This is a genomic window from Pseudomonas sp. zfem002, assembly GCF_032621685.1.
GTDB lineage: Bacteria > Pseudomonadota > Gammaproteobacteria > Pseudomonadales > Pseudomonadaceae > Aquipseudomonas > Aquipseudomonas japonica.
On record NZ_JAVYJH010000003.1, the window covers coordinates 37,686 to 54,279 of the forward strand.

The following is a 16,594-nucleotide window of genomic DNA, read 5'->3' on the forward strand; positions in this document are numbered from 1 at the left end:
CCCAAGTGCAAGCGCTGCTCGACTCCGTTAAATCGCTGTCCGCCCGGGAACGCAAGGCGTTGGCGGCCTTGCTCAAACGCCAGGGTGTGAACCTGTATGGAGTCACGCCGATCTTCAGGCGCGAGGCCGAGGACAGCGCCGCGCTGTCCTACGCGCAGCGGCGCCAGTGGTTCCTCTGGCAACTGGAGCCGCACAGCGCCGCCTACAACATGCCGGTGGCGCTGCGCCTGAACGGCGCGCTGGATATCGACGCCCTGCGCCGCAGCTTCAGCGCGCTGGTGGCACGTCACGAAACCCTGCGCACCACCTTCCGCGAGGACGGCGACGAGGCGCTGCAGGTGATCCACGCGGCGCAGCCGTTCGTGCTGGAGGCCGAGCCGCTGGCCGCCGACCTGCTGCACGCCACGGTGGAGGAGGAGATCCAGCGTCCGTTCGACCTGCGCCACGGCCCGCTGCTGCGGGTGCGCCTGTTTGCGCTGGGTGAGGACCGGCATGTGCTGGTGCTGACCCAGCACCATATCGTTTCCGATGGCTGGTCGATGCCGATCATGATCGACGAGCTGGTGCGTTGCTACGAAGGCTACAGCCAGGGCCGCGAGGTGCATCTGCCGGGTCTGCCGATCCAGTACGCCGACTACGCGATCTGGCAGCGCAACTGGATGGAGGCCGGCGAGCAGGAGCGCCAGCTGGCCTACTGGAAAGAACAACTGGGTGGCGAGCAGCCGGTGCTGGAACTGCCCACCGATCGCCCGCGGCCGTCGCAGCCGTCGTGGCGCGGCGGGCGAGTGCAGATCGAGCTGGGCCAGAGCCTGGGCCAGGACCTCAAGCACCTGGCCCGGCAGCAGGGCGTGACCCTGTTCATGCTCCTGCTCGCCTCGTTGCAGACCCTGCTGCATCGCTACTCCGGGCAGGCCGATATCCGCATCGGCGTGCCGGTGGCCAACCGCAACCGCGCCGAGACCGAAGGGCTGATCGGCTTCTTCGTCAACACCCAGGTGCTCAAGGCCGAGTTCGACGGGCGCAGCACCGTGGCCAGCCTGCTGCAGCAGGTCAAGCAGACCGTGGTCGGCGCCCAGGCCCACCAGGACCTGCCGTTCGAGCAACTGGTGGAGGCCCTGCAGCCCGAGCGCAGCATGAGCCGCAGCCCGCTGTTCCAGGTGATCTTCAACCACCAGACCGAAGTGCGTGGCGAGGCGCGGCAACTGGCCGGGCTGCAGGTCGAGGGGCTGGAATCGGACAAGCACACCGCACAGTTCGACCTGGCCCTGAACACCTTCGAAAGCGAGGCGGGCGTCGGTGCCTCGCTGGTGTTCGCCAGCGACCTGTTCGATGCAGGCACCGTCGAGCGCATGGCCGGGCACTGGCGCAACCTGCTGCGTGGCATGTGCGCCAATAGCGCCGAGCGCATCGCCGAGCTGCCGCTGCACAGCGGCGCCGAGCGCGAGCGCACCTTGCGTGACTGGAATCGCCAGCTGACGGTATTCCCCAGCGAGCTGTGCACCCATCAACTGATCGAGGCCCAGGCGGCCCGTGTTCCGCATGCCGTGGCCTTGAGTTTCGGTGCCGAGCAGCTGACTTATGCACAGCTCAATGCCCGGGCCAACCAGCTGGCGCACAAGTTGCGCGAGCAGGGCGTGGGGCCGGACGTGCTGGTCGGGCTTTCGACCGAGCGCAGCCTGGAGATGCTGGTCGGCGTGCTCGGTATCCTCAAGGCCGGCGGCGCCTACGTGCCGCTGGACCCGGATTATCCACAGGACCGTCTCGACTACATGCAGGCGGACAGCGGCATCAAGCTGCTGCTGACCCGTGCCGATCTGCTGGATTCGTCGCTCGGCGGCTACAGCCGCGAAAACCCGGTCAACCTGACCTCGCCGGACAACCTGGCCTACGTCATCTACACCTCCGGCTCCACCGGCAAGCCGAAGGGCGCCTTGCTGCCCCATCACAACCTGCTGCGCCTGTTCACGGCGACGGACAAGTGGTTCGGCTTCGACGACAAGGATGTCTGGACCCTGTTCCACTCCTATGCCTTCGACTTCTCGGTGTGGGAGATCTTCGGTGCACTGCTTTACGGTGGTCGCCTGGTGATCGTGCCGCGTGAAACGACCCGTTCGCCGGAAGATTTCCACCAGTTGCTGGTGGATGAAAACGTCACCGTGCTCAACCAGACCCCGTCGGCGTTCAAGCAGCTGGCGCGGGTCGCCTGCGAGTCCTCCGCCGACCTGGCCCTGCGCTACGTGGTGTTCGGCGGCGAAGCGCTGGACGTCGGCAGCCTCAAGCCCTGGTTCGAACGCTTCGGCGACGCACAACCGCAGCTGATCAACATGTATGGCATCACCGAAACCACGGTGCATGTGACCTACCGCCCGATCAGCAAATTGGACCTGGCCCAGTCAGAAGTCAGCCCGATCGGCGAGGCGATCCCGGACCTGTCCTGGTACGTGCTGGATGCCGATTTCAACCCGGTGGCCCTGGGCTGCAACGGCGAGCTGCATGTCGGCCACGCCGGCCTCGCTCGTGGCTACCACAACCGTGCGGCGCTGACCGCCGAGCGCTTCGTGCCGGATCCGTTCTCCACCGACGGCGGTCGCCTGTACCGCACCGGCGACCTCGCGCGCTATCGCGCCGAGGGGGTGATCGAGTACGCCGGGCGTATCGACCATCAGGTGAAGATTCGCGGTTTCCGTATCGAACTGGGCGAGATCGAAGCGCGCCTGCAGGAGCATCCGGCGGTGCGCGAAGCCATTGTCCTGGCGGTGGACGGTGCGGCTGGCCAGCAGCTGGCCGGCTGGTTCGTGCCGCGCGACCCGGCCCAGACGGACCTGCGCGACAGCCTCAAGGCGCATCTTAAGGCCAATCTGCCGGACTACATGGTGCCGACCCACCTGATCGCGCTGGAGGCCATGCCGCTGACGGCCAACGGCAAGCTGGACCGCAAGGCCCTGCCCAAGCCGGATGCCAGCCAGTTGCAGAACGCCTATGTCGCCCCGGTAAGCGAGCTGGAACAGCAACTGGCGGCGATCTGGGCGGAGATCCTCAAGGTCGAGCAGGTCGGTCTTACCGACAACTTCTTCGAACTGGGCGGCCACTCGCTGCTGGCGACCCAGGTGATTTCGCGGGTGCGCAAGCAACTGGACCTGGAGCTGTCCCTGCGCAACCTGTTCGAGGCCCAGGACCTTGCCGCCTTCGCCCGTGCCGCCGCGCAGGGCCAGGCCGGCCAGGCGCCGGCCTTCGCCAGGGTCGATCGCGCGCAGCCGCTGGCGCTGTCCTATGCCCAGCAGCGCCAGTGGTTCCTCTGGCAACTGGAGCCGCACAGCGCCGCCTACAACATCCCGGTGGCCCTGCGTCTGCGCGGCGACCTGGATATCGAGGCCTTGCGCCGCAGCTTCGAAGCCCTGGTGGCGCGTCACGAAACCCTGCGCACCACCTTCCGCCAGGACGGCGAGCAGGCCGTGCAGATCATCCATGCCGCGGCGCCGTTCACCGTGCAGGTCGAGACCCTGGCTGCGGGCGAGACGCTGGAGAACTTCGTCCAGCACGAAGTGCAGCGTCCGTTCGACCTGGAGCACGGCCCGCTGCTGCGCATCCGCCTGCTGCGCCTGGCCGCCGACGAGCATGTGCTGGTGCTGACCCAGCACCATATCGTTTCCGATGGCTGGTCGATGCCGATCATGGTCGACGAGCTGGTCCGCCACTACGCCGCCTTCCGCCAGGGCCAGGCCCTGGAACTGCCGGCGCTGGCCTTCCAGTACGCCGACTACGCCCAGTGGCAGCGCAACTGGATGGACGCCGGCGAACAGGCGCGGCAACTGGCCTACTGGACCGCGCAACTGGGCGGCGAGCAACCGGTGCTGGAACTGCCTAGCGATCGCCCGCGCCCGGCGATCCAGAGCCGTGCCGGTGGCTGGCTGGCGATCCCGCTGGAACCTGTGCTGGTGGAGCGCCTCAAGGACGTCGCGCGGGAGCAGGGCGTGACCCTGTTCATGCTCTTGCTGGCCTCGTTCCAGACCCTGCTGCACCGCTACTCCGGGCAGTCCGACATCCGCGTCGGCGTGCCCATCGCCAACCGCAACCGTGCCGAGACCGAGGGCCTGATCGGCTTCTTCGTCAACACCCAGGTGCTCAAGGCCGGGTTCGATACCCACACCACCGTCGCCGAACTGCTGCAGCAGGTGCGCCAGCACGCGCTGCAGGCCCAGGCCCATCAGGACCTGCCGTTCGAGCAACTGGTCGAGGCCCTGCAGCCGGGCCGCGACCTGAGCCGCACGCCGCTGTTCCAGGTGATGTACAACCACCAGGTCGAGGCCGGCCATGCCGGGCAGAAACTGCCGGGGCTGAGCGTCGAGGGCCTGGAATCCGACAGCCAGGCCTCGCAGTTCGACCTGTCGCTGAACACCGTGGAGCATGCCCATGGCGTTGGCGCCTCGTTCACCTTCGCCAGCGCCCTGTTCGACCTGGCGACCATCCAGCGCATGGCCGCGCACTGGCGCAACCTGCTGCGCGCCCTGGGCGGCGACCCGCGCCAGCGGATCAGCGAGCTGCCGCTGCTGGATGCGGCCGAGCAGCAGCGCATCGCCGGTGAGTGGAACGCCACCGCGGTGGCCTTCTCCGACCGCCCGGTGCACGAACTGATCGCGGCGCAGGCGCAACGTACCCCCGATGCGACGGCGCTGATCCTTGGCCAGCGCCAGCTGGGTTATGCCGAACTGGAGCGCCAGGCCAACCGCCTGGCCGGGCGCCTGCGCGAGCAGGGCGTCGGCCCGGACGTGCTGGTGGGCATCGCCCTGGAGCGCAGCCTGGAGATGGTCGTCGGCCTGCTGGCGATCCTCAAGGCCGGCGGCGCCTATGTGCCGCTGGACCCGGCCTATCCCCGCGAGCGCCTGGACTTCATGCTGCGCGACAGCGGCGTGCGCCTGCTGCTGACCCATTCGACGCTGCTGGAACAGCTGCCAATCCACCCAGGCCTGGAAACCCTCAGCCTCGATGCAGCCATCGACTGGGACGACACCCGCGAGGCCGTCGCCCCTACGCTCGACCTGAGCCCCGAGCACCTGGCCTACGTGATCTACACCTCCGGCTCCACCGGCCGGCCCAAGGGCGTGGAAATCCGCCATGGCGCCCTGACCAACCACATGCTGTGGATGCAGGGCGAACTGAAGCTGGCCAGCCACGACCGCGTGTTGCAGAAGACCGCCTTCAGCTTCGACGCCTCGGTCTGGGAGTTCTGGCTGCCGCTGCTCAACGGCGCGCAGCTGGTGCTGGCAAGCCCGGCGTTGAGCGATGACCTGTCGCTGCTCTGGGACGAAGTGGCCGCGCAGCGCATCAGCATCCTGCAGCTGGCGCCGTCGGTACTCCAGGCGCTGCTGCCGGAAGCGCGCGCGGGCCAGCTGGACTCGCTGCGCCTGCTGGCCTTTGGCGGCGAGGCGCTGAGCAGCGCGCTGGTCGAGCAACTGGGTCGCCAGTGGGGCGGCCAGGTGTGCAACCTGTACGGCCCGACCGAAGCCACCATCGACACCAGCAGCCTGCTGCTGGAAGGTGCGCAGCCCGGCGCCATCGCCGCCATCGGCCGGCCGATCAGCAACGTGCGCACCTATGTGCTGGATGCCAACCTGCAGCTCTGCGCCCCGGGCAGTGCCGGCGAGCTGTATATCGGCGGGGTGTCCCTGGCCCGCGGTTATCACCGGCGCCCGGACCTCAGCGCCGAGCGCTTCGTCCCGGATCCGTTCACCCCGGGCGCGCGCCTGTACCGCAGCGGCGACCTGGTGCGCCAGCGCGCCGACGGGGTGATCGACTACCTCGGGCGCATCGACCATCAGGTGAAGATCCACGGCCTGCGCATCGAGCTGGGCGAGATCGAGGCACGGATCGTCGCCGACGACGCCGTGCGCGAAGCAGTGGTGCTGCCGTGGCAGAGCGGCAACGCCACGCAACTGGTGGCCTATGTGGTCGCCGCGCAGGAGGCCGACCTGGCCGCCCGCCTCAAGGCGGCGCTGGCCCGCGAACTGCCGGCGCACATGCTGCCGGGTCACTGGCTGTTCCTCGAGCGCCTGCCGCTGACCGCCAACGGCAAGCTCGACCGCAAGGCCCTGCCGACGCCGGATGCCGGCCAGGCCCGGGGCGAGCATGTGGCGCCGCAAGGCGAACTGGAGCAGCGCATCGCCGCGATCTGGCAGGACGTGCTGAAGCTGCCGCGGGTCGGTGCCACCGACAACTTCTTCGAACTGGGCGGCGACTCGATCATCTCCATCCAGGTGGTCAGCCGCGCGCGTCAGGCCGGCATTCTGTTCACCCCGAAAGACCTGTTCCAGCGCCAGACCGTGCAGGGCATCGCCCAGGTCGCCCGGCGCGCCGGCGCGCTGAGCATCGACCAGGGCCCGGTGACTGGCGAAGCACCGCTGACGCCGATCCAGCAATGGTTCTTCGACAGCCCGATCCCTGCCCGCGACCACTGGAACCAGTCGGTGCTGCTGCGGCCTGCGCGGCCACTGGACCCCGAGCATCTGCGCCAGGCCCTGGACCTGCTCGCCGCGCACCACGATGCCCTGCGCGCGCGTTTCGCCGGGTCGCATCAGGAATTCCTCGACAGCGAGCCGCGCCAGCGCCTGTGGGTGCGCCAGCTCGGTCAGCTCGATGACCTCGAGGCACTGGCCAATGAGGCGCAGCGCAGCCTGTCGCTGGAGCAGGGCGATCTGCTGCGGGCGCTGCTGGTCGAGCTGCCCGGGGGCGAGCAGCGCCTGCTGCTGGCGATCCATCACCTGGTGGTGGACGGGGTGTCCTGGCGCATCCTCCTGGAAGACCTGCAGAGCGCCTGCAACGCCCTGGCCGCCGGCAAGGCGCCGCTGCTGCCGGGCAAGACCAGCGCCTTCAAGGACTGGGCCGAGCACCTGCAACGCTACGCCGGCAGCGCCGAGCGCGAGGCCGAGCTGGCCTGGTGGCAGGCGCAGCTGCACGGCGTCAGCGATGAACTGCCGCGCGACCGTGCCGACGGCAGCCTGGCCCAGCGCCATGCCCTGACGGTGCACAGCCGCCTCGACCGCGAGCTGACCCGCCAACTGCTGCAGGACGCTCCGGCGGCCTATCGCACGCAGATCAACGACCTGCTGCTCAGCGCCCTGGCGCGCACCATCAGCCGCTGGACCGGGCGCGCCGACACCCTGGTGCGCCTGGAGGGCCATGGCCGCGAGGATCTGTTCGAAGGCCTCGACATCACCCGCACCGTCGGTTGGTTCACCAGCATGTACCCGGTGAAGTTGAGCGCCCGGAGCGACGCCGGCGACGCGATCAAGACCGTCAAGGAACAACTGCGCGCGGTGCCGGACAAGGGCATCGGCTATGGCCTGCTGCGCCATCTCGGCAGCGAGGCGGCCCGGCGCAGCCTGGCCGGCCTGGCCGAAGGCGCGATCGTCTTCAACTACCTGGGTCAGTTCGATGCCAGCTTCGCCGACGACGACGCGCTGTTCGTCCCGGCGGCGGAATCCGCCGGCGACGGGCAGAGCCTCGATGCGCCGCTGGGCAGCCTGCTGAGCATCAACGGCCAGGTCTATGGCGGCGAACTGGCACTGGGCTGGACCTTCAGCGCCGAGGTGTTCGACAAGGCCACCGTGCAGCGCCTGGCCGACGACTACGCCCGCGAGCTGACACAGCTGATCGGCCATTGCCTGGAGGCCGGCGTGGGCGGCATGACGCCGTCGGACTTCCCCCTGGCCGGCCTGAGCCAGGCCCAGTTGGACCGCTTCCCGGTGGCGGCGGCAGACATCGCCGATGTCTATCCGTTGTCGCCGATGCAGCAGGGCATGCTGTTCCACAGCCTGTCGGCGCGGGAGGCGGGCAACTACATCAACCAGATGCGCATCGACGTGCAGGGTCTCGACGTGGCGCGCTTCCAGGCCGCCTGGCAGGCCGCCAGCGACCGCCATGACATGCTCCGCGCCAGTTTCCACAGCGATTTCGAGCAGCCGTTGCAGGTGATCCACAAGCAGCTCGACGCGCACTGCATCGAGCTGGACGCCCGTGGCCAGCGCGACCTGCCGGCGTTCCTCGATGAATGGGCGCAGGCCGACCGCCAGCGCGGCTTCGACCTGGAGCGTGCGCCGCTGCTGCGCATCGCCCTGCTGCGGGTGGCCGACGATCGTCATCACCTGGTGTACACCAGCCACCACATCCTCATGGACGGCTGGAGCAATTCGCAGTTGCTCGGCGAAGTGCTGCAACGCTATCGCGGCCAGGCGGTGTCCGGTTCCGGCGGGCGTTACCGCGACTACATCGAATGGCTGCAACGCCAGGACCGCGGGGTCAGCGAGCGTTTCTGGCGCGAGCAGCTGTCGGCCCTCGACGAGCCGACCCGCCTGCTGCAGACCTTCGATGCGCCGCGCGAAGGCGCGGGGCAGGGCGAGCATGTGCATGTCTTCGACCGCGAGCAGACCCGCCGCCTGAACGACTTCGCCCGCGAGCAGCGGGTCACCGTCAACACCCTGGTGCAGGCGGCCTGGCTGCTGGTCCTGCAGCGTCACAGCGGGCAGGCCTGCGTGACCTTCGGCGCCACCGTGGCCGGGCGTCCGGCGCAGTTGCCGGGGGCCGAGGAGCAGCTCGGGCTGTTCATCAACACCCTGCCGGTGGTCGCCAGCCCGCGTGGCGAGCAGCGCGTGGCCGAGTGGGTGCAGCAGGTCCAGGCGCACAACCTGGCCCTGCGCGAGCACGAGCACACGCCGCTGTACGAGATCCAGCGCTGGGCCGGCTGGAGCGGCGAGGCGCTGTTCGACAATATCCTCGTGTTCGAGAACTACCCGGTGGCCGAGGCGCTGCAGCAGGCGGCGCCGGACGACCTGGTGTTCAGCGCCTCGCAGACCCAGGAGCAGACCCACTATGCGCTGACCCTGCTGGTGGGCGTCGGCCAGACCCTGCTCATGCAGTACGCCTACGATCGTCAGCGCGTCGCCGCGGACACGGTGACGCAACTGGCCGCGCAGTTCGCTACGCTGCTGCTGGCGCTGATCGAAGACCCGGCGGCGTGCCTGGGGCAACTGCCGCTGGTGGCTGACGCCGAGCGCGAACGCATGCTCGTCGACTGGAACCGCAGCCAGCTGGACTACCCGCGCGAGCAGTGCCTGCCGGCGCTGTTCGAGGCGCAGGTGCGGGCCACGCCGCAGGCCGTGGCGTTGCTCGATGGCGAGACGTCGCTGAGCTATGCCCAACTGAACGCCCAGGCCAACGCGCTGGCGCACAAGCTGCGCGAGCTGGGGGTCGGCGCCGATGCGCTGGTGGGTGTGGCCCTGGAGCGCGGGCCGCAGATGGTCGTCGGCCTGCTGGCGATCCTCAAGGCCGGTGGCGCCTACGTGCCGCTGGACCCGGATTTCCCGGCCGATCGCCTGAGCTACATGATGCAGGACAGCGGCCTGAAGCTGCTGCTGACCCAGTCGTCGCTGCTCGGCCAGTTGAGCATCCCCGCCGGCGTGCAGAACCTCTGCCTGGACCAGGACAGCGACTGGCTGGACGGCTACAGCCAGGACAACCTGCCGGCCCTGGCGGCGCCGCAGAACCTTGCCTACGCCATCTACACCTCCGGCTCCACCGGCCTGCCCAAGGGCGTGACCATCGCCCACCAGGCGCTGGTCAACTTCCTCGTCAGCATGGGCGAGCAGCCGGGCATGGCGGCCGGCGACCGGGTGCTGTCGCTGACCTCGCTGTCCTTCGACATTGCCGGGCTGGAGCTCTACCTGCCGCTGATCCGCGGTGCCGCGGTGGTGGTGCTGCGCAGCGGGCAGAACAAGGATCCGCAGGCGCTGCTGGAGGTGATCGAGCGCCAGCGAGTGAGCCTGATCCAGGCCACGCCGTCGAGCTGGCGCATGCTCCTCGACGCGGCGCCGGCCGGCGCCCTGGCCGGCAAGACCGTGCTCTGCGGCGGCGAAGCGCTCAGCGCCGAACTGGCCCAGCGCCTGATCGACCAGGCCGGGCATGTGTGGAACGTCTACGGCCCGACCGAGACCACCATCTGGTCGGCGCGCCACTACCTGACCCGCAGCGACGATGTCTGGCTGGGCAAGCCGCTGGGCAATACCAACCTGCATGTGCTCAGCGACGATTTCGCGGTGCTGCCGGTGGGCGCGCGCGGCGAACTGCTGATCGGTGGCGACGGCCTGGCCCGCGGTTATCACCAGCGGCCGTCGCTGACTGCGCAGCGCTTCGTCCCCGATCCGTTCGGCGGCCAGGGCGGGCGCCTGTATCGCACCGGCGACCTGGCGCGCTATCACGCCGACGGGGTGCTGGAATATGTCGGGCGTCTCGACCATCAGGTGAAGATCCGCGGCTTCCGCATCGAGCTGGGCGAGATCGAGGCGCGCCTGCTGGAGCACGGCGCGGTGCACCAGGCGGTGGTGATCGATATCGAGGTGGCCGGCAACAAGCAGCTGGCCGCGTATCTGGTGGCCGGCGAAGGCGTGGCCGACCCTGAAGCACTGCGTGACGAACTGCGCGCGCACCTCAAGGTCGGCCTGCCGGACTACATGGTGCCGGGCCATCTGCAGTGGCTGCCGCGCATGCCGCTGACGCCCAACGGCAAGCTGGACCGCAAGGCCCTGCCCAAGCCCGACGCGAGCCTGGCCCAGGGCGACTACCAGGCCCCGCGCACCGAGCAGGAGCGGCGTCTGGCGGCGATCTGGAGCGAGGTGCTGGGTGTCGAGCGGGTCGGCCTGCGCGACAACTTCTTCGCCCTCGGCGGTCATTCGCTGCTGGTGATCGCCGCGGTGGGCAAGATCCGCGAGGCCTTCGAGATCAGCCTCAGCCTCAACGATTTCCTCCTGCTGGAAACCTTCGAGGACCTGGCCGAGCTGCTGCGCGCCGACGAGCGCCGGGTGAAGCGCCCGGTGGTGACGATGAACGCCCACGACGGCGCCGAGCCGCCGCTGTTCTGCCTGCCACCGGGCGGTGGCGCGGTGTATTCCTACTACCCGCTGGCCGGCTACCTCGGCGCGGCGCGGCGGGTGGTCGGGGTGGTCAACCGCAACTACGTGGTGCCGGGCTGGTTCGACGAAAGCTGGGAGGGGATGATCGGCTACTACGTCGAGCAGATCCGCGCGACCCAGGCGCAGGGGCCGTATCACCTGCTCGGCTGGTCGCTGGGTGGGGCGCTGGCGATGGATGTCGCCCATGCCCTGGAGCAGGCCGGGCAGGAGGTGGCTTTCCTTGGCCTGGTGGATACCAGCCTGCCGGTGGAGGACAACGTCTTTGCCCCGGATGCGCCGCCGGCAGAGGGCGAGGCGCCGTTGGGGCTGATGGAGGATCTGGTGCGCAGCCTGCTGGCGTTCGTCCCGGGGATCGGCGAGCGGGTGGTGCTCGACCTGGTGGCCGAGGGGCGCGAGCGTTTTGTCGAGCAGGACCAGATCGCCGACTGGGTGATCGTCGAGGTGGCGCAGCGCAGCGGTGTGGCGGTGGAGGGCCTGCGTGCGGTGTACCGCGATATTGCCGTGCAGGACGAGATCGAGAGTGGCTACAAGCTGCTCAGCGCCAACATCCGCCTGAGCCAGGCCTTCACCCTCAAGCCGCTGCGGGTCGCGCCGCATTGCTGGTGGGCGGGGGCGAGCAAGACGCTCGAGGAGATCGCGGCGGCGGATGCGGTGCTCAAGGCCAAGTCCGCGGTCAATGGGCTGGTGTCTTCGACCCTGGAGGGCGAGAACCATGACGGCATCATTCTTGGTGATGCGCTGCTGGGGCAGGTGTTGGGGCGGTTGAAGGCGTTGTAGTGGTCTGATTTCGGTCAGTTAGCCTTTTTGGGGCTGCTTCGCAGCCCTTCGCGCCAACCGTCGCGAAGGGCCGCAAAGCGGCCCCAAGACGCTAACTGGCTGGCCCGAATACCCGGCTGGCAGCCGAAATATCCTGCTCACCAAACCCCATCGCCTGCGCGCGCTGGATCACCTGGCATGCCGCATCGAAAACCGGGCTGCTGGCACCGACCGCCTTCATGGCGTAGGCGATCTCCTCGAAGGCATAGGCATGCACATCGATCGTTGCCTGGTCGCCGGTGAAGTCTTCCGTCTCGAACCGACGCGCGGCATCCTCGAGCGCATCGGCGACGAAGAAGCGTGAAGCGTCGACCAGCAGCCGCGCCGTCTTCGGCAGGGACATACCGAAGTGGCGGCTGGCCCCGACCGATTCGTAGAAGGTCACCATCGCCGTGAACATGTGGGCGTGGAGCATGGCCGCGAAGGCAAGGGCCTCGCCCCAGGGCAGGAACAGCGTTTGCCCGGCGAGCGCCTGCAGCAGGGGCTGATGCTGTTCGAAGGCGTCCTGTTCGCCGGTATACAGGCAATAGCTTTCGGCGCGGCCGACATTGCGCGGATAGGCGATGATCATCCCTTTGACGTAACGGCCGCCCGCGCGGTTGACCAGCGCTTGCTGCGCCGCGCTCTGTTCTTCCGAGTTGGTGGTGAAGTTGACGATGGTGCGCCCGGCCAGTGCTGCGGTCACGCCGTCTGCGGCCAGCACCTGCTGCGCCGCGGCGTCGTCCAGCAGCACGAGGATCGCCACAGGGCTTGCCGCCAGGGCTGCCTGCGGGGATTCGCAGAGGTGGGCGCCGGCGGCGACCAGTGCGTCTGCCTTGCCAGGGGATCGGTTCCAGATCGCCACACGTTTACCTTGCTTGAGCAGGGCGTGCACCATGATCGTCCCCATGGACCCAAGACCCAGGACGGATACGTCGAAGCTGGAACGGCAGTCGTTGTCGTGCAAGATACGGATCCTCTCTTTGTTCATTGGACTTGGTCAATTGAACAAGTCGAATGATTGAAAGCAAATCATGCGCCAATTCCGACACACTGCGGCAAGGCTGGGCGCAGCCGGGAGGCGTCTTTTCCGGGGCAGGCGAGCTGGTACTTGTGTACCCAGCGCTTGCGCCGGGGTGTTTCCCGGGGGGGCGCGATGCGGGTATTTACGAAACAGGTGTTGGCATTAGGGGGTGGTGGCGTTGGAGAGGGCTGGAGGCGTGAAGTGATGCCGCATCAAGGCCGCCAGGTGCCTGTCTTGAGTCTTGCAGCGCTCTTGAGATCGAGCGCCGCCCGCGCGGCGCATCGCGGATGAATCCGCTCCAACATTTGTTGCAACGTACCTATGCCTGACAGGCCATGGTTGACCGCCTTGTTGGTTCGACGCGGTACCGAGCCGAGCCCAACAGCCTCCCCGCGATGCATCGCCGAAAAAACAAAGGCTGACAACTCAAATCCAACAGGCCATGGCGCGTTGCAACCAATGTGGGAGCGGACTCATCCGCGATGCGCCGCGCGGGCGGCGCTCGATCTCCAGAGCGCTGCAAGGCTTGAGACAGGCACCTGGCACACTCTTGATGCGATTTCCCTTCAGACAAAAAAAACCGACCTCACGGCCGGGGGCTTCTGTCTGCATCAGCCGAGGATCAGAAATCGCCGCGCAGGGTCAGCATGTAGTTGCGTGGTTCACCGTACAGGCGATGGGGTTGCGTCCTGTGTGAACAAGTCAGTTGGTGTCCCACAGCGTCTGTTGAGTTCAATCGTGTCCTTTGTCGATCAGGCGAAACGCCAGGCCGCAAACCGACTTGTCCGAGAGATATTGAATTACGACCTCAGCATTGGGATGAGTTGAACTTGCCAATCGATATGCATCCCAGCCACCAGTCAAACCAATGGGCAGGGGGAGCTTTACTTCCCCCATGGATCGGTATGGCTGTCCGAGTTTTTCGCGTACCTCGGCTTGATTCATTCCGTGAGCAAAGGGTTCTGGTAATTCACCCTTGTAAACTGAAATTCCTGATATTCGAGCGGTGAGCGTGATCACTATCCGATCCAGTCTCATCGTTTCTTGCCAGAACCAGAATTCGACTCCTGCTACGGGCTCACAGATCATCTCTTCATTGACACCTTCCGCTGAGGATGGAAACAGTGGTCCGTCGACCAGCAACCCTTCACGAACCAGTCCTTGGAATGTACGTCCTAAGCTGAGTGTCCAACGAGTTATCAAGTTTGCGCTCATTTAGTACCAGCCTCTGCTCTCATTGATTGCATGCATTTTCAAACGTGCCTCTTCAAGATCTGATTCAGTGAACCCCCTTTCAGTCATCATTGGCTTGATAGCGTAGAAGTTGCTATCAAGAGCCGCGCGCAGATCGCGAGAGTCGATGAGTTGCTTTTCAAAGCTATTCCTCCCACCAAAGGTTTCGCTAAATCGCTGATGAACGTCAGCGGGTATTGCAATGCAAGCAACTTCGTCCAGTAATCTGTTTTTTTCACCGTTACGCAGGTCGCCCATGACACTTTCTAAATAGCGCCGGACTGCGGCTTTGGAAGGCATATGATCCAAGTGAAGCCCGTTACGCGGCCGGCCTTTGAACGCCCCGTAGACATCGATCTCCAACGCTTCAACCGCCGGCTTGGCAAACACCAGATACAGCGGTGGCACCCCCGAATCCGCCGGGAACGTGAGGATCACGTCCTGCCAGGTGATGTCCTCGGCATCGTGCCCGGGGTAGGTGGTGATCTGACTGTTCCGCCCCGTGGGGATGGGGTGAACCAGGATGTTGTCCAGCACATCCGGTCGCGCGCCGGGGTAGGTGGTCGGCGCCGTCACCAGCGGGCCGTTGTTGGGCGTCCAGGTGATGGTCAGGCCGCCGAGGCGCGCCTCCATCGCGCTTTTGTCGGCATTCCAGTTGGCCTGCCTGACCGCTACCCGGTCCTCACCGCCGTAGTGGCTGAAGGTATGGAAGCCATGGATCTGCACCACACCCTGGGCATCGCGGCGGAACTGGAAGCGCACGCGGGTCAGCGCTTCGCTCATCTGCCGCAGTTGTTCCTCGGTGTAGAGCGTGCCGTCGGCCAGATCGGACGGCCACAGGGCCAGTAGCAGCGGGCTGGCAGCACTGGCGAATGAAGACGCCGCCGCGCCTGCTCCGCGTACCGCCCAGGTTCCCAGCCCCTCCAGCAAGCCGCTGCCAGCGACACGGCCAATCGCCACGCCGCCAAGGGCGGTACCGGCAGCGGTTTCCCGCGCGGTCGGCCCGATGACCGCGACCCGTCCGAAATTCTCGATCGGCTCTTGGGTGCAGGTGGATTTGGTAGTGCCGAGACAGGATCTGGCGAACACCCGGTCTTGCAGCGCTGCAGCAGTCTCGGAAGCAGTGCTCGGGCCTGGCGCCACGTTGGCTGCGGTGGGCATCGCACGGAAATTCGCCGATTGGGCGGCAGCAGACTGCTCCGGCGGCAGAGTCGTGCTGATCATCCGGGTCGAGCCGTACACCACATGATCCGGACAGCGGCAGGCAACCCGGTCGCCGGTGGCGGCATAGGGCTGTTTCTCCGACCACTCGAAGGCGGTGCCGATGATGGGAAAGGTGCCGTTGCATTTTTCGCAGTGGGCCAGGTCGCCCGACTGCACGATGGGTTTATCCCCCTCGCACCAGATTGCCGTGGCCGAGACGACCTGACCGTAGGTGGTCTTGTCGCCCAGGCATGCCAATGGTCTTCCCATAACCCCTCCATAGTCGTGTGAGGGGCGGAATCATTGATGTGAAGGTGAATGCAGTCAGCAGGGCATTTCCCCGCGATCTATAGGAAATCTCAGCAGCGCTTCGGAATTTTCGTTAGAAAGGGCTGAATGCCTTGTAGGTTCTCGGCCAGCCGAGCCGTCGTCCAGGACGGGGCATCTTTCGGGAAGGAAAATCAGGCACAAAATGTCGCATAAGGCTCGGAAAATTCACCGATCTCCGACTTTCTTGTAGGCAATTTCCCAAGCATACTTCTTCGCCTTTGCCAGCTGTTGCGCTCCCGGACATCGCTGCCTAGTCTTCGCCGGTCGTTGCAAATTCAACGATCGGCTTTGACAGGCCGCTGGGAATTGAAGCGCTGGCTGTCGCTATGGCGGCTGTGCGTGTGGGCACCTTCGGGTGCGCCAGGTTTTCTTCTATTCCCCTGGTCTGTCAACCCGCGCACAGCTGCCACCCATCGTTTGACAGCGAGTTCGTGGCAGCCCCAATCCGGAATAGGAGCTAGTCATGAAGAAGTTGGTCCCCGATCCACCCGTCCTCTGCGTCGGTCCCGGTCTGTCCCATGAAGACGCGATCCTCCGTGCCAAGGATCATCTGAAGAAGGCAATCGCCCTTACGTCCTATCTGCCCGCCCACGCCAGTGTGAAGCATCAGCGAATGCTCAATGATGCGCTGCTGGACATGAGGATCTGCAAGGCGTTGCTGACGGTGGCGTTGTCGCGGTCGACGGTGAGCGTGCCGGTGTGAGGTGATGCCAGGCTTTCGTGGAAAAACAGGTCACTGATTATCTTCGAAGGCTTGTCGGGGGACCGCATCAAGGCCGCCAGGTGCCTGTCTTGAGCCTTGTAGCGCCCTCCAGATCGAGCGCCGCCCGCGCGGCGCATCGCGGATGAATCCGCTCCCACATTTGTTGCAACGTACCTATGCCTGACAGGCCATGGTTGACCGCCTTGTTGGTTCGACGCGGTACCGAGCCGAGCAAACAGCCTCCCCGCGATGCATCGCCGAAAAAACAAAGGCTGACAACTCAAATCCAACAGGCCATGGCGCGTTGCAACAAATGTGGGAGCGGATTCATCCGCGATGCGCCGCGCG

The 16,594-nt window shown here is 66.5% G+C and carries 5 protein-coding genes; 2 read left to right on the plus strand and 3 right to left on the minus strand.

Annotated features, from left to right (window positions below):
* The first annotated feature begins 5 nt into the window (after window positions 1-5).
* A complete protein-coding gene (locus tag RTI28_RS06195; RefSeq protein WP_316919630.1) occupies window positions 6-11,735 on the plus strand; it encodes a non-ribosomal peptide synthetase in 11,730 nt (3,909 codons plus the stop codon).
* 91 nt (window positions 11,736-11,826) lie between these two features.
* Here the strand turns inward: RTI28_RS06195 and RTI28_RS06200 are convergent, their stop codons facing one another.
* The 3 genes from RTI28_RS06200 to RTI28_RS06210 form a co-directional block, all read right to left on the minus strand.
* The gene (locus RTI28_RS06200) at window positions 11,827-12,720 is read right to left on the minus strand and encodes an NAD(P)-dependent oxidoreductase (protein ID WP_410478960.1); all 894 of its coding nucleotides are present in this window, start codon (window positions 12,718-12,720) and stop codon (window positions 11,827-11,829) included.
* 789 nt (window positions 12,721-13,509) lie between these two features.
* A complete protein-coding gene (locus RTI28_RS06205) occupies window positions 13,510-13,992 on the minus strand; it encodes a DUF6392 family protein (protein ID WP_316919632.1) in 483 nt (160 codons plus the stop codon).
* A complete protein-coding gene (locus tag RTI28_RS06210; RefSeq protein WP_316919633.1) occupies window positions 13,993-15,483 on the minus strand; it encodes an S-type pyocin domain-containing protein in 1,491 nt (496 codons plus the stop codon). It abuts the gene before it with no gap.
* A 523-nt stretch (window positions 15,484-16,006) separates the two neighbouring features.
* Between RTI28_RS06210 and RTI28_RS06215 the strand changes: the two genes are divergently transcribed.
* Window positions 16,007-16,246: a hypothetical protein gene (locus RTI28_RS06215; RefSeq protein WP_316919634.1), complete on the plus strand. Its 240-nt coding sequence runs from the start codon at window positions 16,007-16,009 to the stop codon at window positions 16,244-16,246.
* Window positions 16,247-16,594: the final 348 nt, after the last annotated feature.

Excerpts from the sequence above, each read along its gene's own strand:
- RTI28_RS06210 (WP_316919633.1), bottom strand. The coding sequence starts at position 15,483 with ATGGGAAGACCATTGGCATGCCTGGGCGACAAGACCACCTACGGTCAG.
- RTI28_RS06205 (WP_316919632.1), bottom strand. The coding sequence starts at position 13,992 with ATGAGCGCAAACTTGATAACTCGTTGGACACTCAGCTTAGGACGTACA.
- RTI28_RS06215 (WP_316919634.1), top strand. The coding sequence starts at position 16,007 with ATGAAGAAGTTGGTCCCCGATCCACCCGTCCTCTGCGTCGGTCCCGGT.